This is a genomic window from Paraburkholderia sp. MM5384-R2, from assembly GCF_014201025.1.
Classification (GTDB): Bacteria; Pseudomonadota; Gammaproteobacteria; order Burkholderiales; family Burkholderiaceae; genus Paraburkholderia; species Paraburkholderia tuberum.
The window spans coordinates 1-25326 of the sequence record NZ_JACHDI010000001.1 but is presented as its reverse complement, the minus strand read 5'-3'; the positions used below and the strand labels follow the sequence as shown (position 1 = coordinate 25326).

Genomic DNA, 25326 nt, shown 5'->3' with positions numbered 1-25326 from the left:
TTCGCGAAGCATGGCGCTACGCAAGCACATCCGCGAACCCGCCGAGCCGCCCCCCAAGCGCGCGGATCGCGGCGGCCACCCGTGGCGACAGCAGCGCCTGCAGCTCGTCGGCATGCCGGTAGTCGTGCATGCCGTCGCTCAGCGCGTCGCCGGCCAGCGCCGGATGACAGTAGATTTCGCCGACACCATGCGGCAGATTCGCGAGCGCGGCGAGCCAGGCCGCCTCATCCATGCGTCCGCTCGCCGCGATGCCGACCACGTAGTCGTTGTGCGCGATCCCCGCGCGCTCGAGCCGCGTCTTCACGTGCGCGATCCACGGCCGCAGCCACAGCGGCGCGTTCGCTTCGAACGGCAGACGCATCGCCTTCATGCCGTAGTCGCGGCCGATGTCGAGGATCAGGCCGAGCACGGTCGGATGCAGATGAAAATGCTTGTGCGTGTTCACGTGGTCGAGCGTCAGGCCGGTCGCGGCGAAGGCTTCGAATTGCGCGCGAATTTCGTGCGCGAGCTGCCGGCGCACGTGCGGCAGGAAAAAGAAGCGCACACCGTCACGCACCATGTTGCTGCCGAAGCGGCCATTCTCGTCGAGCAGCGCGGCGACCTGCTCGCGCGGCGCCAGCGCGGCGCCGTCGGCCAGCACCAGATGCAGGCCCACGCGCAGTTCCGGCAGCATGCGCGCGCGCGCGACCGCGTCTTTGGCGGCCGGCGCGCCGACCATCAGACTCGCGGCGCGCAGCACACCGTTGCGATGCGCGCGCTCGACCGCGATATTGACGCGCTGATGCAGACCGAAATCGTCGGCGGTGATGATCAGTCCGCGCGGCTGGGTGGGTTTTGCGCTGTCCATCACGTGAGGCTGTCCAGCCGGCCGCTGCGCTCGGCGGACGGCGTGCCGAGCTGCATGCGCTCGCCGCGCCACACGACGTGCGAACCGAACGCGCTGACGAGCCACTGGAGCGCGAGCAGCGTATCGCGCAACGGCACCAGCGGCAGATCGCGCCAGAACGTGCGCGCGCGGCGTGCCGCGCGCAGGTGCAGCAGCAGGCGCGCGCCAACGCAGACCGCGGTGGCCGACGCGCTCGCGACCACCGCCGCGAAAGGCGCGTGAGCACACGTCGCGAGCGACACGGTCAGCCCCGCGCTCGTCAACAGCCACGGTGTGGGGAACGTGATCAGCAGCGACACGAAGCCCGGCGGATTGACCGAGCGGATCGTGCGCAGCCAGCGCGTTTCGCGCTGCCACAGCGCCGCGAAGGTCGGCTCGATCACGTCGGTCGCGACCATCACGCGCGACAGCACCGTTTGCAGACCGAGCGCGCGCACGTGCTCGGCGAGCCAGTAGTCGTCGGCGAGGCAGTTTTTCAGCGCTCCGAAGCCGCCGATGCGCTCCAGCGTCGCGCGCCGCAACGCGAGCGTCGCGCCGAAGCCGAAGCGGCGCGAGCCCATCGCATGGGCGACCCGCACCGAGGGCGCGAACCACTCGTTGATGAACAGCGCACCGACACGCGGCCAGAAGCCGCCGACGCCGCGCGCGACGTACAGGCACGTGACCACGCCGACGTTCGGGTCCGCGAGCGGCGCGGCGACGCTGTCGAGATAGTCCGGGTCGACCGCGATGTCGCTGTCGGCGATCACGATCATGTCGTGGCGCGCGCGTGCCGCCATGTTGATCAGGTTGCTGACTTTCAGATTGCTGCCGTGTACGCGCGTGTCGATTGCAAGCTCGATGTCGCACTTCGGATAGGCGGCCTGCAATCGGCGCACCACCGCGATGGCGGGATCGTGCGGCGACGACACGCCCAACACCAGCTGAAAATGCTGATGGCGCTGCTCGCAGAAGGTTCGCAGATTTTCGTAGAGACGCGGCTCGGCGCCGCACAGCGGCTTCAGCACGCTGACACCGACCTGCGCGAACGGCCCGGTTGGGCAATCGAGCGAATCCATCAGCGAGCGGCTGAGCGCGCGATTGACGGCCCTGCCCCCATGATGGTTCGATTTATGTCGGGCGGTGAAAAACGGCATGGCGAGCGCGGCGGCTGCCGTGTAGATCGAAGCGCTAACGCAGCCGGCTAACAGAAGCCATTGACATGCAATCAACGCGTGCGCCGCCATTGTGTGCCGTCCGTGTCCGTCAGTGCTCGGCCAGCACGAAAGGTTGCCCCGTTAGCCGCAGATGAAGCACGACGAGCCACCGGCGCGGACAATTCGCTGCGATCACGGCGGGCCATGCGCCGCGAGCAGCGCGAGTCGCGCAGTCGCGCCGCACCGCGACCTCGAAGGCGACCTCGGCAAATTCGCGCGCGATCACCACGCCGCCGATGATCAGCGCGAGCGCGAACAGCCTGAACGATGCCGAAGCGAAAAAAGCGTCAGAGACCGGCAGTACCGGCAACGCCATGCACAGCAGCGCTTCGGTGCCCGCAGCCGTCAGAGACGCCACTAGCAGATGGGCTCGTAGCATGTCGATGGTGACTCGCTTCATAACGTGCCTCGTGCGCGGCCTTGCGGCCTGACCGGATGCTGGCAATGGCGGGACTCGTCGAGATCGTCCGTTGACGCCATCGACCAGCATAAAGAATGCCTCGCGCGTGGCTCCATCGAAGTCCTTACGATCAGGTTGCGATGGTCTGACGACAACGTGGTCTCGCACATGCATTACGATCTGCGACGACCATTTTATAGCGCGTCGATGGTATCGATTCAAGCTGAAGGAAACCTTAAGCACGCGCATGGCATGAAGCGGCTAACGAACGGCGTGGTTACACTTCGGAACGCGGCAGATGGTTCGTCTATTGCATCAATGCCGCTTGCTTCAAAATGCTCGACGTTATGCAATAACGCCCCACAATGGAATATTTGCCTCATGCGCTTACTCCTCGTAGAAGACGACGAACTCATCGGCTGCGGTGTCGAGGCGGGCCTTCGTCAGGCCGGCTTCACAGTCGACTGGGCACGCGACGGCCACAAGGCCGGCCTCGCGCTCGACACGACTCAATATGCCTTGGTGGTACTCGACCTCGGCCTGCCGCGCGTGAGCGGCACGGAGCTGCTCAAACGCGTGCGCGACGCCGGCAATGACGTGCCGGTGCTGGTGTTGACCGCAAAAGGCACGGTCGTCGATCGGGTCGGCGGACTCGAAGCGGGCGCCGACGACTATCTCGGCAAGCCGTTCGATCTCACCGAGCTGGTGGCGCGGTGCCGCGCGCTGTTGCGCCGCGCACAAGGTCGCAGTATCGATCTGATTCGTTACCAGAATCTGACAGTGAATCCGGCCGCGCAAACGGTGCAGATCGACGAGGCGCGCGTGCCGCTCACGTCGCGCGAATGGGCGATCCTGCTGCAACTGCTGACCAATCTCGGCATTCCTCAGTCGCGCTCGCGGCTCGAAGAAAGCCTGTACGGCTGGCAGGAAGAAATCGAAAGCAATGCGATCGAGGTGCACGTGTCGAACCTGCGCAAGAAGCTCGGCGCAAGCCTGATCAAGACCGTGCGCAACATCGGCTATGTGATGGAGAAAGAATGATCGGTCCGTCGATTCGGCGGCGCCTCGTGCTGCTCGTGCTCGCGAGCATCGCGATCGTATGGGGCGGCGCGCTCGCGTCGAGCTACCGGCAAGCCATCCACGAAGTCGCCGCGTGGGAACGAGCGCGTCTCGCCGAACTCGCGCAGATGCTCGCGCTGCTCGATTCGACCAATCTGATGACGCTAGCCAATGCGCGCATCGACGTGCGCGAAGAAGAGAGAGGCGGTGAGCCCGGCGCGAGCGATCTCGACGACGACGACACGCTGCCGCGCGACGCCCTCTTCCAGGTGCGCGCGGCCAACGGCGCCATTCTGGCGGGCAGCCCGCAATTGCATGCGCTCGCCGCGTGGGATTTGCCGTTGCCGCCCGCGAGCGGTTCGCAGGACGTCACGCTGGGCGGCCAGCTCTATCACTCGTTCACGTTGCGCGAAACGGCGCTCGGTCACAGCGTGCGCGTGTTCGAACCGGCCAACACCCGCAGCGACCTGGTGAGCGGTGTCGCGAGCCGCATCGCGCGGCCCACGCTGATCGCGCTGCCAGTGCTCGCGGTGCTCGTGTGGCTCAGCATCGGCTGGAGTCTCGCGCCGCTGAAGGTGTTGTCGGCCGCGATCCGTTCGCGCGACATCAACCGCATGGAACCGGTCGGCATCGGCCGCACGCCGCTCGAGGTGCGCCCGCTCGTCGACGCGATCAACCAGATGCTGGCGCGTCTGCACCATGCGCGCGAGCTAGAGCGCGCCTTCACCGCCGATGCCGCGCACGAACTGAAGACGCCGCTCGCCGCGATCAAGGTACAGGCGCAGGTCGCGCTCGCCGAGCCCGACATCGCGCTGCAGCGGCTCGCGATGGAGCGCGTCGTGCAAGGCGTCGATCGCAGCGCGCGGCTCGCCGAGCAACTGCTGCTGCTCGCGCGGCTCGACGTGCAGGAGAAGCTGCCCACCGAGCCGCTTAGGCCGGCGGCGATCGCGAAAGATACGCTGCTCGCGAACAGGCGCAATGCGCAACAGAAGCACATCAATGTAATGCTGGTCGGCGACATGCTCGCCGAGATCGACGCGGAGCCCGTGCTGATCGGCATCCTGCTCGACAATCTGCTCGATAACGCGATCAAGTACGGACGCTCGGGCGGCACTGTCGAAGTGGCGGTGCGCCGTGCCGACGAGCAGGTGCAGCTGATCGTGCGCGACGACGGCCCCGGCGTCGCGCCGGACGATCTCGCGCGGCTCACGAACCGCTTTTTCCGCGCGACCGGCAATCAGGCGACCGGCAGCGGGCTCGGTTTGTCGATCGTTGCGCGGATCACCGAGCATTTCGGCGCGAGTCTGCAGCTAGGCGCCGGGATCGGGGACCAGGGGCTTGCGGTGCGGGTGTCGTTTCCGGCCTATCGCGCGACGCGCTGAAGGCGCGCCAGTCGCTCAGCGCCGCTCGCCGCGCCGGTTCGCGTCAGCGACGCCCGAACGCTGCTTGGCCAGTTCTGCGCGCACGCCGTGCGGTGCGGCATGCGGCCGCGCGCTGCCGGACGCCTCGAACAGCTGCCACGCGATCAGGCCCGGCACGAATATCAGCAGATCGCGAATTCGCCGCGCGGCCGCGAGCGCGAGACAGGTGGCGGGGTCGAGCCCCAGTGCGCCGCCAATCAGTACGAAAGCGCCCTCCTGCACGCCGAGACCGCCCGGCACGAAGAACGCGGCGCTGCTGACCGCCTGGATCAGCGATTCGATCACGATCGCCTCGACTAGCGTCACGCGCGCGCCGAGGAAATACAGCGCGAGCCAGATTTCGAGCGAGGTCAACACGCATTGCAGCGGCTGCCAGAAGAACAGATAGCGCAGCACGACCGCGCGGCGGCGCCAGATCACCTTGATCGACTGATCGATCTGCGCGGACTGGCCGACCAGCGCGGTTAGCTTGCCGCTCGTCACGCGGTTCGCCACGCGCGTGATGCGCTCGAACGGATTGGCATGCTGGACGAGCCCGAACAGCAACAGCACCGGCGTCAACGCGACCACGCCCCACGCGAGCTGCCCGGCGAGCCGCAGCGTGCCCGATTGCGCATTGGCGAACAGAAAACCAATCCCGACCATCGTGAACATCAGCTGGCTGATCACGGTCAGCTGCATGTCGACGATGGTGCTGGCCACCGCTGTCGACGGCCTGACGCCCCAGCGCTTGAACATACGGAACGACACGAGTTCGCCGCCGATCCGCGCGACCGGCAGCATGCAGTTGACCGATTCGCGCACCCACACCAGATGCAGCATCCTGCCGAAGCTGGGGCGGTTCGCGCCGCGAATCAGCGAGCGCCAGTCGCACGCGTTGGCGATCATTGGCAGCACATGCGCGAGCGCGGCCACCACGAGGCCCGCGCCAGCCGCGCGCAACGCGCTGAGCACCGCGCGCGGATCTTCGCGCCAGACGAGCCACAAAGAGATCAGCAAACCCGCGAGCGCAGCCGCGCGGCCCAGATGCTTCATCATGCGGGCACCTCGCACACGACCTCGGTATACGTGATCGTGATGCGCCGCACGCCGCGTGTCGCCGGGGCGCTGCCATGCGTCTCCAGGGCGCTCCCATTTCGCCCGCTCGAAACTTCTTCGTTCATTGCCAGCCCAATCTGCCGTTCGTTCGTCATTCGTCCTGCGCCGCCGACAGCAGCCCATCGCCGTCGACCTTGAAGCTGAAGCCCCGCCAGATCACCCGCGACGAGCGGAAGCTCGCGACGAAAATCGCAAACGATACGATATCCCATAACGGCAGAAGCCACAGATCGCGGCAGCGCTGACGCAACGCCCGATCCGCGCGCCACTTCAACGCGAGACGCGCGACCACCGTCACTGCCGCAAGCAGCCACGCCCACGGCGCGCCGCCCGAGCACGCGAGCGCGAGCAGCGCGAACGGCAACGGATGCACGAGCGCCGTGCCGAAGTGTCCGAGCGGATCGATGCGGCGAATCGTGCGGCTCCAGCGCAGTTCGTGCGTCACGAGTTGCGCGGCGCTCGCTTCGACACACGCATGCGCGATTGCGAACGGCGGGATCGTGACCTGCTCGCCCGCCGCGCGCACCGCCGCGCCGATCTCATAGTCCTCGGCCAGATGCTGCACGAACGGCTTGAAACCGCCGATCCGCTCGTAGGTGTCGCGCCGCATCGCGATGGTCTGGCCGAAGCACGGCCGCGCGAGCCCGAGCGCGAGTCCGGTGACGACGCCCGGCAGGAACTGGTAGTTGGTTGCGATCGCCGACAGCCGCGGCCAGAAACCCGGATCGGGCTGGCCGCGATATGCGCAGGTGACGAGCCCGACGCCCGGCTGCTGCAATTCGCCGATCACGTTGCGCAGATAGTCCGGGCCGACGCACACGTCGCTGTCGGCGAACACGAGCACGTCGTGGCGCGCCTGCGGCACCATGTTGAGGATATTGCTGATCTTGCGGTTCGGGCCGTACAGACGCGCATCGGCGACGACGGTGATGTCCGCCTGAGGATGGAGACGCCGCAGTTCGTTGACGGTTTGCAGCGCGGGGTCGGCGCAGTCATGCACGCCGAACAGGAATTGCACGGGCCCGGGATAATTTTGCGCGCAGAAGCTCGACAGATTGTCGAGCAACGCCCACTCGTTGCCATGCAACGGTTTGATCACCGTAATGGGTGGAAAGCTGGAGGGTTCGGCTACATCCCTCGCGAAGAAGCGCCCGATCAGCGCACTCGCGAGCACGGTGTAGCCGATGCCGACAACGGTCGCCGCCGCGCACGCGTACGCGAGCGTGACGGCGGCGAGGTGTGCGGCGCTCACGCCTCGTGCGCGCGCAGGAAGCGGAAAAATTCGACGCCTTCGCGCAGGCGCCGTTTCATCATGTCCCAGCTCGTCAGCATTTCGCGCAGGATCTCCCAGATCTTCGACGGCCGGAAATAAAAGCGTTTATAGAAGTTTTCGAGCTGGTGGTACATCTCGTCTCGCGACAGATGCGGGTAGCCGATCGCCGCCAGCTGCACGCCTTCCTTGCTGACGAGATTGATCACCTTGTTCTCCGCGAGCCAGCCGTTCTCGACCGCCTGGTTATAGAGCGTAGTGCCCGGGTACGGCGCGGCGAGCGACACCTGGATCGTCAGCGGATTGATCTCTTTCGCGTACTCGATGGTCTTCTGGATCGTTTCCGGCGTCTCGCCCGGCAAGCCGAGAATGAAGGTCCCGTGCACCTTGATGCCCAGCGTGCGGCAGTCCTGGGCGAAGCGCCGCGCGATGTCGGTACGCAAGCCCTTCTTGACGTTCAGCAGGATCTGGTCGTCGCCGGACTCGTAGCCGACCAGCAGCAGGCGCAAGCCGTTTTCCCTCATGATCTTCAGCGTCGAGTAAGGCACGTTCGCCTTCGCGTTGCACGACCATGTGACGCCCAGCTTGCCCATGCCTCGCGCGATTTCTTCGGCGCGCGGCTTGAAGTCGGTGAACGTGTCGTCGTCGAACATGATCTCCTTGACTTCAGGCATGTTGTCGCGAATCCACTTGACTTCCTCGAGCACGTTCTCGACCGAACGCACCCGATAGCGATGGCCGCCGACCGTTTGCGGCCACAGGCAGAACGTGCACTTCGAGCGGCAGCCGCGGCCGGTGTAGAGCGACACGTACGGATGCTTCAGGTAGCCGTTGAAGTAATTCTTGATGGTCAGATCGCGCTTGTAGATCGGCGCGACGAACGGCAGCTCGTCCATGTTCTCGAGGATCGGGCGCGCTTCGTTGTGCTCGATCGAGCCGTCGGGGGTGCGATAGCTCAAGCCCAGGATCTGCGCGAACGGCTTGCCTTCGGCGATTTCCTTGCAGGTGAAATCGAATTCCTCGCGACACACGAAGTCGATGGCCTCGGTCGCGGTCAGCGAATTATGCGGATCGACCGCGACCTTCGCGCCGACCATGCCGATCAGCAGCGACGGCTTGCGCTTCCTGAGGTCCTGGGCGAACAACGCGTCGGTCGGGAAGGATGGCGTGCTGGTGTGGATCACCACCAGCTCGTATTGCGAGGCGATGTCGAGGGCGGCGTCGACGGACAGGCCGTCTGCAGTGGCGTCGAGCACGCGGCTGTCGGGAACCAGTGCCGCGGGTTGGGCGAGCCACGTCGGATACCAGAACGAGCGAACTTCACGCTTGGCCTGATAGCGCGAACCCGCACCACCATCGAAGCCGTCGTACGACGGCGCCTGCAAGAACAGAGTTTTCATGGATGCTCCAGCAAGCCTTTATAGGCGCTTTCGGTTTTCAGTCGGGAATCTATTCTGTTCCATTGCCCGAATGCAGGTCGGAAAAGCCTGTGCTCGACCTGCACGTAGCGGTGGCCGCGGTCCGGAAAGGCCACGGGCAGTGGCGCAAATAGTACGGAGCAAAGCTGAAGGAAACCTGAAGAATAATACTGCGTTCAGAGCGCGCGCGGCGTGCTCCGATGGGGCGATTTGTGTAATCGACGCGCTCGTGCAATCGTGTCGCATCGATGTCGTATCGGTGTGGTAAATGGATAGGTTCTCGCGTGGCGTGCGGGCGAGCGCCGCCGGCGCCGCCGATTCACGCCACCTTCACGGGCGCGAACGCTCGGCCCGACGCGTCGCTCATCGCGCGCTCATCGCGCGAGATGCCTCGCCCATTCGAGCCAGCCGAGATTGAGGGCCGCGTTTACCACTACGCCGAGCGCCGACGCGAGCGCGGCGATCATGGTCCAGAAGGCCGAGCGCCGCGCCGCGCGCGCCGACGTGTGGGCGGCGGCCGCAGCGTCGCGCGACGCGCTCGCCGCCGCCTGCGCGATATGCGACGACGCCTCCATGCGCGCGAGCGACCTCAGCGCGAAACCTCGCTCGTCGTCGCGCGTGGCGGCGGCCGCCTCATGCGCCGCGTCGTCGCGCTGCGCCTGCTCGAACAGATAGCGATGACAGAACGGCGTCAGCGGTTCGTCGGGATAGCGCGCGGCGAAGGTTTTCGCATAGGCGGCGCCGCCATTGCGCTCGATTTCCGCGTAGGCGGCGTCCTTATCCATGGTTGCCTCGCATGCGGATGAGCCGCCCGGCCGGCGTCACACGGGCTTGATGTCGGCCGCCTGTTTGCCTTTCGGCCCCTGCTTGATTTCGAAGCTGACTTTCTGGTTTTCCTGCAACGACTTGAAACCTTCGGATCGAATCTCCGAAAAATGGGCGAACAGATCTTCGCCGCCGTCATCGGGAGTGATGAAGCCGAAGCCCTTTGCGTCGTTGAACCATTTCACTGTTCCGGTTGGCATGGCGATGTCCTCGTGATGCGCTGTAGTAGCGGTTGAATGGATGAAGCGCTGCGTCCTGCAAGCGTTTCGTGCGGCGCTGACGCGGCGCCCCGGCACGACCCGCAAAATCGCTCCGGTGCCAAGCCTCAGCAAGCCGCATGCCGCGACCGGGCGCCTGCGGGCCGCGCCGGTGCGATTGCCCGCAATCAGATAAGATAAATGGTATCCGCAATTCATTCATGGCCGCGCAGGAATGTCGCCTCGTGCCGCACGTCCGCGCGGCCAGTTGTCTTCCCACTCACAGGAACCCAGCATGGCCATCTCGAGCTATACCGATACCCGTCTTCTGATCAACGGCGAATGGTGCGACGCCGCCAGCGGCAAGACCCTCGACGTGATCAACCCCGCGACCGGCCAGGCCATCGGCAAGGTCGCGCATGCCGGCATCGCCGATCTGGACCGCGCGCTCGAAGCCGCGCAGCGCGGCTTCGAAGCCTGGCGCAAGGTGCCGGCCAACGAGCGCGCAACCGTCATGCGCCGTGCCGCCGCCCTCGTGCGTGAGCGCGCCGCGGACATCGGCCGCCTGATGACGCAGGAACAGGGCAAGCCGTTTGCCGAGGCGCGCGGCGAAGTGCTGGCGGCCGCGGACATCATCGAATGGTTCGCGGACGAAGGCCGCCGCGTGTATGGCCGCATCGTGCCGTCGCGCAACCTTGCCGCGCAGTCGCAGGTGCTGAAGGAGCCGATCGGCCCGGTCGCGGCGTTCACGCCGTGGAACTTCCCGGTCAACCAGGTCGTGCGCAAGCTGTCGGCGGCGCTCGCCTGCGGCTGCTCGTTCCTCGTCAAGGCGCCGGAAGAAACCCCGGCGTCGCCGGCGGCGCTGCTGCAAGCCTTCGTCGAGGCCGGCGTGCCGGCCGGCACGGTCGGCCTCGTGTTCGGCGATCCGGCTGAAATCTCGAGCTACCTGATCCCGCATCCGGTGATCCGCAAGGTTACGTTCACGGGCTCGACGCCGGTCGGCAAGCAGCTCGCGGCGCTGGCCGGCTCGCACATGAAGCGCGCGACGATGGAGCTCGGCGGCCACGCGCCGGTGATCGTCGCGCAAGACGCCGACGTCGCGCTCGCCGTCAAGGCAGCCGGCGCCGCGAAGTTCCGCAACGCGGGCCAGGTCTGCATCTCGCCGACGCGTTTTCTCGTGCACAACAGCATCCGCGAGGAGTTCGCCGCGGCGCTCGTCAAGCACGCTGAAAGCCTGAAGCTCGGCGACGGTCTCGCCGAAGGCACGACGCTCGGGCCGCTCGCCAACTCGCGCCGTCTGACGGCGATGGCCAAGGTCGTGGACGACGCCCGCAAGACCGGCGCGAAGGTCGCGACGGGCGGCGAGCGCGTCGGTACCGAAGGCAACTTCTTCGCGGCCACCGTGCTGACCGACGTACCGCTCGACGCCGACGTGTTCAACAACGAGCCGTTCGGCCCGGTCGCCGCGATTCGCGGCTTCGACAAGCTCGAAGAAGCGATCGCCGAAGCGAACCGTCTGCCGTTCGGCCTCGCCGGCTACGCGTATACGAAGTCGTTCGCCAACGTGCACCTGCTGTCGCAGCGCATGGAAGTCGGCATGCTGTGGATCAACCAGCCTGCCACGCCGACGCCGGAAATGCCGTTCGGCGGCGTCAAGGATTCCGGCTACGGCTCGGAAGGCGGCCCGGAGGCGATGGAAGCCTACCTCGTGACCAAGGCGGTCACGGTGATGTCGGTTTAATCACGGGTTTAATCACGCCAATCACGCGCTTCGGGAACGGCGCCGCGGTTTTGCCGCTCGCATCGTTCCCGAGCGCGGCTCAACCGATCTGCCAGGTCCACGAGTCTTACGCTCGCGGACCTTTTTTATTGCCATGAACGATATTTCCGCCGAATCGATACAGCCCACGCTGAGCGGCTCGTTAGTCGAGCTGCGGCCGCTGCGCGAGGAGCACGCGCAGGCCCTCGTCGACGCCGCCGCCGACGGGCAACTGTGGGACATGAAGCTGACCGTCGTGCCGGGCCCGGCGACGATCGACGCCTATATCGCCACCGCGCTCGCCGGCCGTGCGGCCGGCAAGGTGATGCCGTTCGTGATCGTGCGGCGCGACGAGGATGACGAGAATGACCGTGCTGGCCCGATCGTCGGCAGTACGCGGTTCTGGAAGATCGATCGCGCGAACCGCAAGCTCGAAATCGGCCATACGTGGCTCGCCGCCTCGGCGCAGCGCTCGGTCGTGAACACCGAGGCGAAGTATCTGCTGCTGTGCCACGCTTTCGACGTGATGCGCTGCGTGCGCGTGCAGTTCACGACCGACGAGCTCAACGACAAATCGCGCGCGGCGATCCTGCGCATCGGCGCGCAACAGGAAGGCATCGTGCGGCACGAGCGGATCATGCCCGATGGGCGCAAGCGCAACTCGGTGCGCTTTAGCATCATCGACGACGAATGGCCGGCGGTGAAAGCGATGCTCGAAGCGAAGCTGGCGCGCTGAGCGGCGCGCCGGCTTCCTGCTACCGACTCATTCAAACGGGCGCATCGCGCTGCTCGTTGAGCGGCGCCGCCTGCGTCGCGGTGGCGAACTCCTCGCGCAGCGCGTCGCGCGCATGATGCCGGCGCACCCACAGCGCCGTGAGGATCGGCACCAGAATCGCGGTCACGAGGCAAGCGGTGGCGACCATCGCGGTCGCGGCCGGCACCAGCGGTTTGAAGCTCGGAATCATGTCGGCGATGATCGCCGGATTCGCGACCGCGGCCCCTGCCGTCGACGACGCCGCCAGCCCCGCCGCGCCATTGCCGCCGGCAATCCAGCGATCGGCGAGAATCAGCGGCACGCCAGTCACGACGATCACGCCAAGCCCCAGCACGACGCCCGGCAGGCCGCTCGTGACGATCACGTTCAGATCGATGCCGTTGCCGAGCGCAAAGCCGAAAAACGGAATCAGCGGATGCACGCAGCGGCCGAACAGCTCGCGCAGCTCGCTATCGAAGTTGCCGAGCGCAAACCCGATCAGAAACGGCAACACCGCGCCGACGAACAGGCGCGGCTCGAAGAACGCGACCCCCGTCGCACCCAGAATGATCATGCTGATCAGCGGCCCCGATTCGACCGACATCAGCACGAACGCGCCCGCCTCTTCCTTCGTGCCGTACTGTTGCATCACGGCCGCGTACAGCCCGCCGTTGGTCATGTCCATCGACGTGGTGATCGCGAGCATCGACAGTCCCGCGAACAGCCCGGTCTTGATGCCATCGATCGGAATGAAGCGCGCCGCGATCAGCGTGACGATCCACGCGACCAGCATCTTGGTGACGAGCAGCGTGCCCGACTTGCGCAGCACGGTGCCGGTCGCGCGCAGGTTGATCGTCGCGCCCATGCAGAAGAACCATACCGCGAGGATCGGCACGGTGCCGGTAATCAGGCCGTTGGTGAACGAGCCGAAGTATTTACCCGCGCCCGGCGCGAACGTATGCACACAGGCGCCGAGCAGCAGCGGCACCAGCATCAGACCGCCAGGAATGCGGTCGATGGCCTTCTTGATCTTCATGCCTCCTCCATGGACGGTGACGTCCCGTTGACGGGCTAATGACCCGCGTTGGTGTCCCGTTCTACGCCGGGCTCTCCCTGTCCGGCGCAATATAGCATCATGAAAGGAACGCCGTTCCGTTTTATTTCTTAAACCTGACTATCGTTTACCCGGTCGTTCTCGCTATGTGTTGCCAGCCGCAATCACCCGCCGCAATATTTTCGGACCAGTGTTCCGAAATCAAGATTCTGCGTTACAGTCTCGGGCACGAGGAAGGCGGCGCCGCGCCCCGTATACCGACAGGAGAACGATCAATGGACGTGAGACAGGCCATCAACAGCGAATACGCGAAGACGCTCGACACCACCGGGCTGCGTCGCGAGTTTCTGGTGGAGCAGATCTTCGAGCGCGATGCGTTGAAGCTCACGTATAGCCATAGCGACCGGATCATCGTCGGTGGCGTGTGGCCGGTCGAGCGCGCGGTCGAAGTGCCCGGCTCGCTCGGCAAGGCGATCGGCGTCGACTATCTGCTCGAGCGGCGTGAACTCGGCGCGATCAACATCGGCGGCGACGGCTGGGTCGACGTCGACGGCACGCGCCACACGGTGCGCCGCGAAGAGGCGATCTATATCGGCAAGGGCGCGCAAGCGGTCGGGTTCGGCAGCGCCGACGCCACCCGGCCGGCGAAGTTCTATCTGAACTGCGCGCCCGCGCACACCAGCTATCCGACCCGCACGATCTCGCTCGACCAGGCCTCGCCCGAAACCCTCGGCGATCCGGCCACGAGCAACCGCCGCACCATCTACAAGTTCATCGTGCCCGACGTGCTGCCGACCTGCCAGCTGTCGATGGGCATGACGAAGCTCGAACCGGGCAGCCTGTGGAACACGATGCCCTGCCACACGCACGAGCGCCGCATGGAAGTGTATTTCTACTTCAACGTCGCCGACGACGCCGCCGTCTTCCACATGATGGGCGAGCCGCACGAAACCCGGCACATCGTCGTGCGCAACGAGCAGGCGGTGATCTCGCCGAGCTGGTCGATCCATTCGGGCGTCGGCACGCGCGCGTACACATTCATCTGGGGCATGGCCGGCGAGAACCAGGTGTTCGGCGACATGGACCATCTCGCGGTCCGCGAGCTGCGCTGAGCGAACACGAGTCCGAACACAGTGAACACTTTCGATCTGACCGGCAAGGTCGCCATCGTGACCGGCAGCAACACCGGCCTCGGCGCCGGCATGGCCGTCGCGCTCGCCGCGGCCGGCTGCGACATCGTCGGCGTCAGTCGCGCGGACGCGGGCGCGACCGCCGCGCGCGTCGAGGCGCTCGGACGCCGCTTCGCCGACGTGCGCGCCGATCTCGCGTCGAGCGTTTCGGTCGACGACATCGTGCGCGCCGCGCTCGAAGCGTTCGGCCGCATCGACGTGCTCGTCAACAACGCAGGCATCATCCGTCGCGAAGACGCGCTCGAGTTTGGCGAAGACGACTGGGACGCGGTCATGGACGTGAATCTCAAGAGCCTGTTCTTCCTGTCGCAGGCCGCGGCGCGTCAGTTCGTGCGCCAGCAAAGCGGCGGCAAGATCATCAACGTCGCGTCGATGCTGTCGTTCCAGGGCGGCATCCGCGTCGCGTCGTACACCGCATCGAAAAGCGGCGTGCTCGGTCTGACGCGACTGCTCGCGAACGAATGGGCCGCGCGACGCATCAACGTGAACGCGATCGCGCCCGGCTACATGGCGACCGCGAACACCGCAGCGTTGCGCGACGACGCGCAGCGCAACGAGGAGATACTCGGCCGCATTCCGGCCGGCCGCTGGGGCGTGCCCGACGATCTCGCGGGGCCGGTGGTTTTTCTCGCCTCGTCGGCGTCGGACTACGTGCATGGGCATACACTGGCGGTGGATGGCGGCTGGCTCGCGCGTTAGGGACGGCACAAGCTCGCCACGAGTGCGCGCCACGCGCTATGCTCTCGCGCCGCTGAGCATCGGCTCGATGCGGCAGCGGCGAGTTGGCACAGACAGGGAATGACGGACATGGCGGCAACGGGAACACACAGGAATACTGCGAGGAATACTGCGAGGAACACTGCGCGCGACAAGACGCTCGACAAGGCGCTCGATAAGACCCGCGGCAAAGCCCGCAAGGAACCCGCCGGCGCAGCGTCGCTCGATGCGGACAGCGGTGAGCGCGGCGAATCGGCGTCGTCGATCGGGCGCGTGTTCGCGATTCTCGGCGCGATCGGCGACACCGGACAGATCGGCATCAGCGAGCTGTCGCAACGGCTCGGCATGTCGAAGACGACCGTGCATCGTGTGATTCAAACACTGAAGGCGCTCGGCTACGTGAGCCAGGAAGTCGAAACCGAACGCTATCGGCTGACGATCCGTCTGTTCGAGCTCGGCGCGAAAGCGCTCGAAAGCGTCGATCTGGTGCGCGAGGCCGACATCGAGATGCGCCGCATCGGCCAGATGACGCGCGAAGCGGTACACCTGGGCGCGTTCGACGACGACGCGATCATCTACATCCACAAGATCGACGCCGACTACGGGCTGCGCATGCAGTCGCGGATCGGCCGACGCAATCCGCTGCATAGCACGGCGATCGGCAAGGTGCTGCTCGCATGGATGGACCCGGCCGACGCGCGTGACGTGCTCTCGCACATCGAATTTCGCAAGTCGACGCAAAAAACCTTGACCTGCGCCGAAGCGGTGTTGAGCATCCTGCCGCGCGTACGCGAGCAGGGCTACGGCGAGGACAACGAGGAGCAGGAAGAAGGCCTGCAATGCATCGCGGTGCCCGTGTTCGACCGCTTCGGCCGTGTGATCGCCGGTCTGTCGATTTCGTTTCCGACGATGCGCTGCGGTGCCGACACGAAGCAGCATTACGTCGCGTTGCTCAAAGAGGCCGGTCTCGCGATTTCGACGCGGCTCGGCTATCGCGAAGCGACCGCCCCGGAGCCCGCGGCCGCGCAGTAGGTTGCGCGCGCGCGATGCGTTTTTACCTATCCCACCGAAGCTTAAGACAAGCTGATGACGCTACAGGTGTAGCGTCTTTCCATCACGCTTGCCCGAGCGCACTACCGAACTTCTTACCCAGTCTGCAACCGAATGTATCTGCGCCGCATACATATGCCGAAAATCGATGCGCTTCTTTTTTCAGCAAGCGAGCCGCCGAACCTTCGCTTCGAATCCATGCTTCGTCTGCCTTTGAATGCGTTTTTTTTCATAGACCCTTCAAGGGTTTGCACGCGCGCTTGACAGTCGTCCGGCACTTCGACCCGTAACCCACGGCGCCTTCCCTCCTCGTTCATCGCACTCGCATCGACGTTTCGGCGCGAGCTCGGATCGACACGTCCTGTTACACACAAACACACCGGTAATCGCGCCGCTCAGTAGAGTTCGGTTCAAACGAAAGCGGATCAGATGAAACGCTTCGCACGACAGGCACTCGCATCACAGATTTCAGGGAGCAACATCATGAAAAAAATCCTCGCATTGGTCATTCTTGCCGCCACGCTCGGTGGCGCGTTGAGCGGCTGCATCGTCGTCCCTGGCGATCATCCGCATCATGACCACTACTACGAACGCTATTGATCGGGCCATCACGCGCAGTAGGTGCGCGTCCGGCTCGCCACTTCATCACAGACATCCACACAACAGAGAACAATCATGAGTCTTTCACGCAACCGCTGGGTATCGTTGACCGTCGTCGCGGGTCTCGCGATCGGCGCATCGACGGCCGCTTTCGCGCACGTCGATGTCGGCGTGAACATCGGCGTGCCGGGCATCGCGGTCGCGCCCGCCGTGATCGAGGCTCCGCCGCCCGTCTATGTGCAGCCCGCGCCCGTCTATGCGCCTGCGCCGCCTCCCGCGGTCATAGTCGCTCCGGGCTGGTACGGCGAACGCTACTACGATGGTCATCGCTATTGGGAGCGTCGCCAGTGGGAGCGTCATCACGACGAATGGCGCGACGCACGCGGCCCGCACGGCGACTGGCACGACAACGGCTGGCACGGTCATGGTCATGACGATCGCGGGCATGACCATTGATAGACGGCAGGTGGCGTCCATCGCGCCACCGTGTCGCGATTGCATTCGCGCCACCCCTTTGACAGGAGCGACGACGTGCTACGCAATGATCCGAGACGAGTAACCGCGCAGGTCGACGGCGCGCACATTTGCGCCGAATACAGCGAGCTGACCGGCCAGCTGTGCCTGCGCCAGGACGGCACGCTGGTGCGCGAATGGTTTCCGCCGCATTCGTGGATGGCGATCGCGTCGGTGGCCGGCGCGCGCCACTGGGGCACGCGGCCAACCGACGACGAATTGCTCGCGCTGCTGCACAACGAAATGGCGTTGCTGCGCGCGTCCTGAGTCGTCGCGCGTCTTTCGAGACGTAGCGGCACGCCCGACGCCGCGCTCATTCGATCGCTATGGCGCCGACGTTTTCATCGACCGATGCGTGATCGAGCGGCTCGCGCCGCATCATCAGTACCACCCCACCCGCCGCAATCACGGCCGGCACCGCGAGCAGGCTGAACACCGCGCCGAAGTGCCAGCCGAACCCCATCAACGCCGCACCGATGAGCGCGCCCGCCACGCCGCCGACGCGGCCGATTCCCAGCATCCACGCCACGCCCGTCGCGCGCGCCCGGGTCGGGTAGAAGCTCGCCGCGAGCGCCGACATCGACGTGACCGCACTGGTCGCGACCGTGCCGGTCAGGAAGATCAGCGTCCCGAGCCAGACCTGATGGCCGACGCCCCGCCCGACCAGCAACACGAGCGCGCCGACGAGGACATAGGTGAACGCGATCACGCGATGCCCGGCGAAGCGATCCATCACCCAGCCGACGCACAGATTCCCGAGGATGCCCCCGAGCGGAAACAGCGACGTCATCAACGCGGCCTTTTCACCGGAGAAGCCGGTGTCCTTGAACAGCGTCGGCAGCCAGTTGGTCAGCAGATAGTAAATCAGTAGCCCCATGAAATAGGCGAGCCACAGCATCAGCGTGCCGAAGCGGTAGCGCGCCGACAGGATGATCGCGAGCGCCCATTGCGAACGTGCGTCGCCGGTATTGCGGCGCACGTCGACCGCGAAAAAACGGCACCCGTCGAAGCGGTCGTGGGGCGCGATGCGTTGCAGGATTCGCGCGATCCGTTGATCGGCGCGCTTACGCACCGCGAGAAATTGCGCCGATTCCGGCAGAAACAGTATCAGCATCACGCTCAGCACGAGCGGACCGGCGCCGCCGGCGACCAGCACGCTCGGCCAGCCGAAATGCGGAATCAGCCATGCGGATGCGAGACCGCCGATCGCGAGACCGCCTGAAAAGCCGCAGAACATCGCATTGACGGCGACCGCGCGAATCCGCGCGGGTGCGTACTCGGCCATCAGCGTGACCGCGTTGGGCATCGCCGCGCCGAGACCGAGGCCCGTGAAAAAGCGCAGCAAGGTCAGCGATTCGATCGAACTCGCGCGGGCCGCCGCGAGACTCCACAGCCCGAAGAAGAACACCGACAGCACCAGCACCGTCTTGCGTCCGATGCGGTCCGCGCAGGGGCCGGCCGCGAGTGCGCCGATGCCGAGTCCCACCAGCGCCGCGCTCATCACCGGGCCGAGCGCGCTGCGCGCGATGCCCCACTGCTGCACGAGCGACGGCGCGATGAAGCCGACCGCGGCGGTGTCGAAACCGTCGGCGGCGACGACCAGAAAGCACAGCACCAGAATCGTCCATTGAAACGGCGAAAAGCGCTGTCCGTCGATAAAGGCCTGCACGTCTACACTGCGTTCGGAGCGGCTCATGTGCGTGCTCCTTTCAGCTGGTTCATTGCGATGTCTCCTTGAGATGAAGAGGTGTTTTCTTGTTGTTCGAATTGCTGTTCAACGCGCGGACGCCGCGACGGTGGTCGCGACCGTGCTTGCGAGCGTCGCGCTGTCCGTTCGTTCATGCCTGTCTCCTCCTCGAACGGGCGGCTAGCGCAGCATCGTCAGCGTCCTGAAGTCGACTCGCCTGATGATGCGGCTCTCCTGCGCGACGATCAGATGCGCGGACGCCTGCAGATACGCGGGCCACTCCGGATCGGCATCGCGCGCGGTGCGGCGCTGATCGTAGTCGCCGATGCTCTCGTAGCCCCACAGATGCACGACCTGGTTCAGCGCGCCGATATCGCTCATGTAAAAGCCGACTGGCGCGCCCAGATACTTGAGCTGAATCGGCATCGCGAGCCGGTCGAAAACGTCGATGAACTCCGCCATGCCGCGCGGACGGATCGTGTAGATGCGATGATCGACGAAAGGTTTGCCCTGGCTCATATGCCGGTCCTCAATACGGTTTCGGCTGCGCGGGGGTCCGCGTTGCTTGCGCTCTTCGCGCTGTTTGCGCTTGTCACGCTCACGCCCGCGAGATGACGACCGGTGATATAGCCGAACGTCATGATCGGCCCGAGCGTGATACCCGCGCCCGGATAGTTGCCGCCCATCACGCTCGCGCGATCGTTGCCGACCGCGTACAGGCCGGCGATCGGTGCGCCTTTCACATCGAGCACTTCGCCGGTCACGTTCGTCGAGATGCCGTCGAAGGTGCCGAGATCGCCCATCACGACCTTCAGCGCGTAGTACGGACCGTCGCCGATCGGCGCGACGCACGGGTTCGGCTGGTGCTCCGGGTCCCCCAGATAGCGATTGAACGACGTCGTGCCGCGGCCGAATTCGCGATCTTCGCCACGCACCGCGTCGGCGTTGTAGCGCTTCACGGTCGCCTCGAGCGCCGTGCCGTCGAGACCCGCGTTGCGCGCGAGTTCCGCGAGCGTGCGGCCCTTGCTCAGATAGCCGTTGCGCAGCAGCGGGCCGAGCGGCACGGGCGCCGGCTTCGCGTAACCGAGCCCATATTTGCGGATCGTCGCGTGATCGCAGATCAGCCACATCGCGGTTTCGCGTTCGTTCGCGCAGGCCTCGATCATCGCGGCACCCACGTCGTGATATGAATTCGCTTCGTTGGTGAAGCGCTTGCCCGCGCGCGTCACGCCGATCACGCCAGGCTTGTAGCGATCCACCAGATGCGGAAACACGCCGACGCTGCCGTCGCTCATCGGCACGCGCGACACCGGCATCCATGCGGCGGGCTGCGGATAACGGATCGTCACTTGCGCACCGAGACGTTCGGCCATGCCGACGCCGTCGCCCGTATTGCCGCGCGGCACCGGCGACAGGTGTTCGCCGCCGCGCCGCAGATGCGGATACGCGCGGGCGATCCGCGCGACGTCATGCGAGAAGCCGCCGCACGCGAGCACGACGCCACGTCGCGCGACGATGCGCATCTCGCCTTGCGGTCCGGCGACGAGCGCGCCGGTCACGCTGCCGTTCGCCACGGTCAGCTCGCGAGCGGCCGTGTTCGTATGGATCGGAATGCCGAGATCGAGCGCGGACTTCGCGAGCCGCGCGGCGAGCGCGTTACCGCTCGTGATCTGCACGCCGCGCCGGTACAGCGCAAGATCCTTCAGATGGCTCGCGAGGCGCTTCGCGACGTACAGCGCGGAGGTGAGCGAACGCGTCGCATTGAAGAAGTGCTTCAGGTCCGCGTTCGACGAGTTGAACATCATGCCGATGAACGTGATCGTCTTCAGCGGCGGGCGCAATCGCGAGATGTCCTGGCCCAGCGCGCGCGCATCGAACGGTGCGGCGACGACCGAGCGGCCAATGTCGACACCGCCGCCCACGTTCGGGTGATAGTCGGGATACAGCGTCGGCACGAATTTGACGGCAGTTTCGCGCTCGAAGAAGTCGAGCATCTCAGGGCCCGTGTCGAGAAACGCGTCGACGGCGGCGGCATCGAAGCACGCGCCGGTTTCGCTGCGCATATAGGTCAGCGCCGCTTCGCGCGTATCGCTGACGCCGTTGCTGTTTGCGTGACGGTTGCCCGGAATCCACAGCACACCGCCTGAAAAGGCGGTCGTGCCGCCGAAGAACGGCTCCTTCTCGATCACGGCGACATCGAGACCGTGTTTGCGCGCGGTGATCGCGGTCGACAGCCCTCCCGCACCCGAACCGATCACGAGCACGTCGCACGTGAGTGTCGCGCCGCGTGTTGCGTTGGTCATGACGGTCTCCTTACCCGCGGACCTGGCGGTCGGCCTGGGTGGCTTGCGCGGCCTGGTTGGCTTCGAAGCCGGGACGCGGCACGAGATCCATCAGCATGCTTTCGAAGCCCCCATCGACGACGACTTCGGCGCCGTTCACATAGGCGGCGCGTTCGCTCGCGAGAAACGCGACGACATCGGCGATATCGTTCGGCTCGCCGATCCGGCGGCTCGCCGTCATCGCGCTGCGCCGGCGTTCGATATCGCCGTGCTCGTAGAACGCCGCCGACAGCGGCGTGCGGATCATGCCCGGGCACACGGTATTGCTGCGAATACCGCGTGGCCCCCACTCCGCCGCGATCTGCTTCGACAGCATCGTGACACCGGCCTTGCCCGCGCTGTAAGCGCCGCTATAGGTCTGCGGATGATGCGCGGCCACCGACGCGACATGCACGATTGCGCCAGCGCCGCGCTTCAGCATGCGTTGACCGAATTGCTGCGAGCACAGCATGTAGCCGGTCAGATTCACGCGCAGCATCGCGTTCCATGCATCGAGTCCAATCTCTTCGATGCCCCCCGGCCGCAACAGGCCCGCGTTGTTTACGAGCACATCGGCGACGCCGAGGCGCGCTTGGACCTCCGACACCGCGCCGCGCACGCTATCGATGTCGCCGATATCGCAGGCGAGCGCCAGCGCTTCGACACCGCTCGCGTTCAGCGCTTGCGCGACGTTACGGCACTTCTGCTCATCGCGATCGAGCAGCGCCACGCGTGCGCCAGCGTCGCCCAACACCTGAGCAATCGCGCTGCCGATGCCGCCCGCCGCGCCGCTCACGACGCAGACGCTGCCTTCGAGCCCGAGCCAGTGTCGCGCGTTGGCGGGTGTGTCGCGCCGATCTTTCCGTTGATTCATTTGCTTAGTCCTCCCGATCTCCATGTTCACGATAGCGGCGAGCTTAGGTTGGCTGGCTTCACCAAACTGCGTCATCCGACCGCGTCTTCGATGGAAAAAGTATAGCCACGCGGTTCGGGACGAAATTGGACAAAGGCAGCGCATCGCAGGACAATTCGAACATTGGAGACAAAACCGCATGAGGAATATCCCTAACTACGATCTGTACGGAGAGTCCGCGCGGCCGCCGTGGTACGACGCGTTCAATTTCGAATGGATCGTCGAGCGCAGTCGTCCGAACGACTGGCATATCGCCGCGCACCGGCACGATGCATTGCTGCAGATTCTCTATATCCGCAGCGGTTCGGGCCACGTGCTGATCGAAAGCGAAAAGCTCACGATCGAAGCGCCATGCCTGATCCTGATTCCAGCGCAAACGGTGCACGGTTTCGTGTTTTCGCCGGAGATCGACGGGCTCGTGATTACCGCCGCGCAGCGCGCGCTGGAGTCGATTTCGAAAGCGGTGTCGCCGGGCCTCGTGCCGGTGCTGCAACGGCCCGCGCTGATTGCCGTGCGGCCCTCGGTCGGCGAGCGCACGTTGATGCCCTTGTTCGGTTTGCTGGAGCAGGAATTTCGCGGCAGCGCGCGCGGCCATATCGCCGCGGGCATGTCGCTGATGATTGCACTTTTTTTGCAGGTCGCCCGGCTGACCGATGCCGCGTCGAGCGCGGGCGCGACCGTCAACGACCGGCGCGCCGCGCAGATCAAACGGCTACGCGAACTGATCGCCACGCATGTGCGCGAGCATCTGCCAATCGATTTTTATGCGGAAAAATTGGGGGTGACCGCGGCGCAACTGGGCCGCATCTGTCGTGAGGAGCTTGGCCATTCGCCGCTGTCGCTCGTCAACGATCAGTTGATACGCGAGGCGCAGCGCGATCTGGTCTACTCGGGTTCGAGCATCAAACAGATCGCGCATGCGCTCGGTTTCGAAGATGCGGCCTATTTCAGCCGCTATTTCCGCAAGCAGACCGGCGTCACGCCCAAGGAGTTTCAGGCGGCCGCGCATCGGGATCTGTCGATCAATTAGCGATCCCGATGATCGCGCGGTGCTTGCAGTAACGCTTACAGCTGCGTCTGCATCTGCGCGCCGGCGACGCCGACGTAGTTCTCCGCCAGTACGGTCGCGGCCGTGCGCGACGTCGTCACGTACTCGAGCTCGGCGACCTGCAGTTGCTGCTCGAACGCCGAAGCGCCTTCGATACGATGCAGCATGCTGGTCATCCAGTACGAGAAGTGCTCGGCGCGCCAGATGCGTTTGAGCGCGGTTTCGCTGTAACGGTCGAGCAGATCGGCGCGGTTTTCCTTGTAGAACGCGTCGAGCGCCTTGCTGAGCACGTTCACGTCGGCGACCGCGAGGTTCATGCCCTTCGCGCCAGTCGGCGGCACGATATGCGCGGCGTCGCCAGCGAGGAACAGGCGCCCGTATTGCATCGTCGTCGACACGAAGCTGCGCATGCCGACGATGTTCTTCTGAAAGATCTTGCCGTCGATGATCTTGTGGCCTTCGTCCGAATCGGCGCGCGCATGCAGCTCGGCCCAGATGCGATCGTCGGACCAGTTGTCGACCGAGTCCTTCGGATCGCACTGGAAATACATGCGCTGCACGTTCGGCGAGCGCGTGCTGATCAGCGCGAAGCCGCGCTCGTGGCGCGCGTAGATCAGCTCGTCCGACGACGGCGGGCCTTCGCACAGAATGCCGAACCAGCCAAACGGATAGACGCGTTCGAAATCCTTGCGCAGCGTCTGCGGGATCGCCTGGCGCGACACGCCTTGTGAGCCGTCGCAGCCGATCACGAAGTCGCATTGCAGTTCGTGCTCCGTGCCTTCATGGCGATAGCGGATCGACGGCTTCTCGGTATCGATGCCGTGCACCGACGTCTCCGATACGCCGAAACGCAATTCCGCGCCCGCGGCGACGCGCGCCGCGACTAGATCCTTGATCACTTCGTGCTGGGCATAAACCGTGATCGCATGACCGGTGAGGCCGGTCAGATCGATGCGGCGACGCTTGCCTTCGAACGCGAGTTCGAAACCGTGATGCAGCGCGCCTTCGGCTTTCATGCGTTCGCCGAGACCGGTTTGCGTCAGCAGGTCCATCGTGCCCTGCTCGAGCACGCCGGCGCGAATCGTCGATTCGATCTGATCGCGCGTGCGCGTTTCGAGCACGACCGAGTCGATACCGCGCAAATGAAGCAGATGGGAAAGAAGCAGGCCAGCGGGCCCTGCACCGATGATGCCGACTTGGGTGCGCATGTATGTCTCCTGAATGCGGTGATGAAATTTGCGCTCAGTGTGACGATCGCGACGCCTATCCCGCAATGCGATATAGCGGATAGGCCGTATCGCGTTGCGCGATAGAAGGTGTAAGGCGGGAGCCAGCGCCGCGCGGCTGTTTCGGCCGCAAACGCAAGACTGGTGGGGTTTTCCGGCGATTTGGACGACCCGCGGCTCGTGCTGCGGCATGGCGTGCCCTCAGGTAAACCCCGATCCGCTAAACGAGCTTCAACTCGCCAAGAAATAGTCGGTAGACGGGATTCTTCGTCTCTTCCCAGCACGGATAGCCGAGCGTTTCGATAAAGCGCTCGAACGCCGCGTGGTCGCTCCCGGGCACCTGAATGCCGACCAGAATCGAGCTGTAGTCCGCGCCCTGGTTGCGGTAGTGGAACAGGCTGATGTTCCAGTTCGGCGCCATCGACGACAGGAATTTCATCAGCGCGCCCGGACGTTCCGGAAATTCGAAGCGAAACAGCCGTTCGTCGCGCGCGAGCGGCGAGCGGCCGCCGACCATGTAGCGGATGTGCTGCTTCGACAGTTCGTCGAAGGTCAGGTCGACGGTGGCGAAGCCGTGCGCTTCGAAGGCGCCGGCGATCTGCGCCGATTCGCTGCGATTGCGGATCTGCACGCCGACGAAAATATGCGCCGAGTTCGCGTCGGCGATCCGGTAGTTGAACTCGGTGACGCTGCGCGTGCCGAGCAGCTCGCAGAAGCGCCTGAA

The 25326-nt window shown here is 65.3% G+C and carries 24 protein-coding genes and 1 pseudogene; 10 read left to right on the top strand and 15 right to left on the bottom strand.

Annotated elements, in window-relative coordinates; genetic code table 11:
* Positions 1 to 16: 16 nt before the first annotated feature.
* From hpnK to HDG37_RS00115, 3 genes are read right to left on the bottom strand one after another with little or no spacing between them, the layout of a single operon-like run.
* Positions 17 to 847, bottom strand: a complete 831-nt coding sequence (hpnK, locus tag HDG37_RS00125) for a hopanoid biosynthesis-associated protein HpnK (RefSeq protein ID WP_184043344.1) — start codon at positions 845 to 847, stop codon at positions 17 to 19.
* On the bottom strand, positions 847 to 2112 hold the full coding sequence (gene hpnI / locus HDG37_RS00120) for a bacteriohopanetetrol glucosamine biosynthesis glycosyltransferase HpnI (protein WP_184043342.1): 1266 nt from the start codon (positions 2110 to 2112) through the stop codon (positions 847 to 849). Before hpnI (HDG37_RS00120) ends, hpnK begins: the two co-directional genes overlap by 1 nt.
* Before the next feature lie 19 nt (positions 2113 to 2131).
* Positions 2132 to 2482, bottom strand: coding sequence for a hypothetical protein (locus HDG37_RS00115; protein WP_184043340.1), 351 nt, complete (start codon positions 2480 to 2482; stop codon positions 2132 to 2134).
* Between the two features lie 381 nt (positions 2483 to 2863).
* Between HDG37_RS00115 and HDG37_RS00110 the strand changes: the two genes are divergently transcribed.
* Together HDG37_RS00110 and HDG37_RS00105 are read left to right on the top strand one after the other, a co-directional pair.
* Positions 2864 to 3523 carry a response regulator gene (locus HDG37_RS00110; protein WP_090805227.1) on the top strand — a complete coding sequence of 220 codons (660 nt, stop codon included), beginning with the start codon at positions 2864 to 2866 and terminating at the stop codon, positions 3521 to 3523.
* The gene (locus HDG37_RS00105) at positions 3520 to 4923 is read left to right on the top strand and encodes an ATP-binding protein (protein ID WP_184043338.1); all 1404 of its coding nucleotides are present in this window, start codon (positions 3520 to 3522) and stop codon (positions 4921 to 4923) included. The genes HDG37_RS00110 and HDG37_RS00105 overlap by 4 nt, the downstream gene beginning before the upstream one ends.
* 15 nt (positions 4924 to 4938) lie before the next feature.
* Here the strand turns inward: HDG37_RS00105 and HDG37_RS00100 are convergent, their stop codons facing one another.
* The 5 genes from HDG37_RS00100 to HDG37_RS00080 all read right to left on the bottom strand — a co-directional run bounded on the left by HDG37_RS00100 (position 4939) and on the right by HDG37_RS00080 (position 9773).
* Entirely contained in the window at positions 4939 to 6000 is a 1062-nt protein-coding gene (locus HDG37_RS00100) for a lysylphosphatidylglycerol synthase domain-containing protein (protein ID WP_184043336.1), read from the bottom strand.
* Between the two features lie 151 nt (positions 6001 to 6151).
* Positions 6152 to 7312 (bottom strand): bacteriohopanetetrol glucosamine biosynthesis glycosyltransferase HpnI, encoded by a 1161-nt coding sequence (gene hpnI, locus HDG37_RS00095; protein ID WP_090805232.1) that lies wholly within the window; start codon positions 7310 to 7312, stop codon positions 6152 to 6154.
* A complete protein-coding gene (gene hpnJ, locus HDG37_RS00090; protein WP_184043334.1) occupies positions 7309 to 8730 on the bottom strand; it encodes a hopanoid biosynthesis associated radical SAM protein HpnJ in 1422 nt (473 codons plus the stop codon). The genes hpnI (HDG37_RS00095) and hpnJ overlap by 4 nt, the downstream gene beginning before the upstream one ends.
* Before the next feature lie 392 nt (positions 8731 to 9122).
* Positions 9123 to 9533: a hypothetical protein gene (locus HDG37_RS00085; RefSeq protein ID WP_184043326.1), complete on the bottom strand. Its 411-nt coding sequence runs from the start codon at positions 9531 to 9533 to the stop codon at positions 9123 to 9125.
* A 36-nt stretch (positions 9534 to 9569) separates the two neighbouring features.
* A complete protein-coding gene (locus HDG37_RS00080; RefSeq protein ID WP_007181784.1) occupies positions 9570 to 9773 on the bottom strand; it encodes a cold-shock protein in 204 nt (67 codons plus the stop codon).
* Between the two features lie 292 nt (positions 9774 to 10065).
* Between HDG37_RS00080 and HDG37_RS00075 the strand changes: the two genes are divergently transcribed.
* Positions 10066 to 11511: an NAD-dependent succinate-semialdehyde dehydrogenase gene (locus tag HDG37_RS00075; protein WP_184043324.1), complete on the top strand. Its 1446-nt coding sequence runs from the start codon at positions 10066 to 10068 to the stop codon at positions 11509 to 11511.
* Positions 11512 to 11644: 133 nt separating this feature from the next.
* Positions 11645 to 12265 (top strand): GNAT family N-acetyltransferase, encoded by a 621-nt coding sequence (locus HDG37_RS00070; RefSeq protein ID WP_184043322.1) that lies wholly within the window; start codon positions 11645 to 11647, stop codon positions 12263 to 12265.
* Between the two features lie 31 nt (positions 12266 to 12296).
* Here the strand turns inward: HDG37_RS00070 and kdgT are convergent, their stop codons facing one another.
* Positions 12297 to 13319 (bottom strand): 2-keto-3-deoxygluconate transporter, encoded by a 1023-nt coding sequence (gene kdgT / locus HDG37_RS00065; RefSeq protein WP_184043320.1) that lies wholly within the window; start codon positions 13317 to 13319, stop codon positions 12297 to 12299.
* A gap of 293 nt (positions 13320 to 13612) precedes the next feature.
* Between kdgT and kduI the strand changes: the two genes are divergently transcribed.
* From kduI to HDG37_RS00040, 5 genes are all read left to right on the top strand, one after another.
* Positions 13613 to 14449, top strand: coding sequence for a 5-dehydro-4-deoxy-D-glucuronate isomerase (gene kduI, locus HDG37_RS00060; protein ID WP_184043318.1), 837 nt, complete (start codon positions 13613 to 13615; stop codon positions 14447 to 14449).
* Positions 14450 to 14470: 21 nt separating this feature from the next.
* Entirely contained in the window at positions 14471 to 15226 is a 756-nt protein-coding gene (gene kduD / locus HDG37_RS00055) for a 2-dehydro-3-deoxy-D-gluconate 5-dehydrogenase KduD (RefSeq protein ID WP_184043316.1), read from the top strand.
* A gap of 99 nt (positions 15227 to 15325) precedes the next feature.
* Positions 15326 to 16276 carry a DNA-binding transcriptional regulator KdgR gene (kdgR, locus tag HDG37_RS00050; protein WP_184043314.1) on the top strand — a complete coding sequence of 317 codons (951 nt, stop codon included), beginning with the start codon at positions 15326 to 15328 and terminating at the stop codon, positions 16274 to 16276.
* A gap of 693 nt (positions 16277 to 16969) precedes the next feature.
* The gene (locus tag HDG37_RS00045; RefSeq protein WP_184043312.1) at positions 16970 to 17350 is read left to right on the top strand and encodes a hypothetical protein; all 381 of its coding nucleotides are present in this window, start codon (positions 16970 to 16972) and stop codon (positions 17348 to 17350) included.
* A gap of 75 nt (positions 17351 to 17425) precedes the next feature.
* Positions 17426 to 17674: a hypothetical protein gene (locus HDG37_RS00040; RefSeq protein ID WP_026225344.1), complete on the top strand. Its 249-nt coding sequence runs from the start codon at positions 17426 to 17428 to the stop codon at positions 17672 to 17674.
* Positions 17675 to 17720: 46 nt separating this feature from the next.
* Here HDG37_RS00040 and HDG37_RS00035 read toward each other — a convergent pair whose 3' ends face one another.
* The 4 genes from HDG37_RS00035 to HDG37_RS00020 all read right to left on the bottom strand — a co-directional run bounded on the left by HDG37_RS00035 (position 17721) and on the right by HDG37_RS00020 (position 22289).
* A complete protein-coding gene (locus HDG37_RS00035) occupies positions 17721 to 19103 on the bottom strand; it encodes an aromatic acid/H+ symport family MFS transporter (protein ID WP_184043310.1) in 1383 nt (460 codons plus the stop codon).
* Between the two features lie 171 nt (positions 19104 to 19274).
* A complete protein-coding gene (locus HDG37_RS00030) occupies positions 19275 to 19613 on the bottom strand; it encodes an NIPSNAP family protein (protein ID WP_018417780.1) in 339 nt (112 codons plus the stop codon).
* On the bottom strand, positions 19610 to 21397 hold the full coding sequence (locus HDG37_RS00025) for an FAD-dependent oxidoreductase (RefSeq protein ID WP_184043308.1): 1788 nt from the start codon (positions 21395 to 21397) through the stop codon (positions 19610 to 19612). The genes HDG37_RS00030 and HDG37_RS00025 overlap by 4 nt, the downstream gene beginning before the upstream one ends.
* Before the next feature lie 10 nt (positions 21398 to 21407).
* Positions 21408 to 22289 (bottom strand): SDR family NAD(P)-dependent oxidoreductase, encoded by an 882-nt coding sequence (locus HDG37_RS00020; protein ID WP_184043306.1) that lies wholly within the window; start codon positions 22287 to 22289, stop codon positions 21408 to 21410.
* Between the two features lie 178 nt (positions 22290 to 22467).
* On the opposite strand from HDG37_RS00020, the gene HDG37_RS00015 reads away from it, so the two are divergent.
* Entirely contained in the window at positions 22468 to 23358 is an 891-nt protein-coding gene (locus HDG37_RS00015) for a helix-turn-helix domain-containing protein (RefSeq protein WP_184043304.1), read from the top strand.
* Positions 23359 to 23393: 35 nt separating this feature from the next.
* Here the strand turns inward: HDG37_RS00015 and HDG37_RS00010 are convergent, their stop codons facing one another.
* Positions 23394 to 24584: a 4-hydroxybenzoate 3-monooxygenase gene (locus HDG37_RS00010; RefSeq protein ID WP_184043302.1), complete on the bottom strand. Its 1191-nt coding sequence runs from the start codon at positions 24582 to 24584 to the stop codon at positions 23394 to 23396.
* A gap of 238 nt (positions 24585 to 24822) precedes the next feature.
* Positions 24823 to 25326 (bottom strand): annotated as a pseudogene (locus tag HDG37_RS00005) (threonine ammonia-lyase, biosynthetic); the annotation flags it as partial.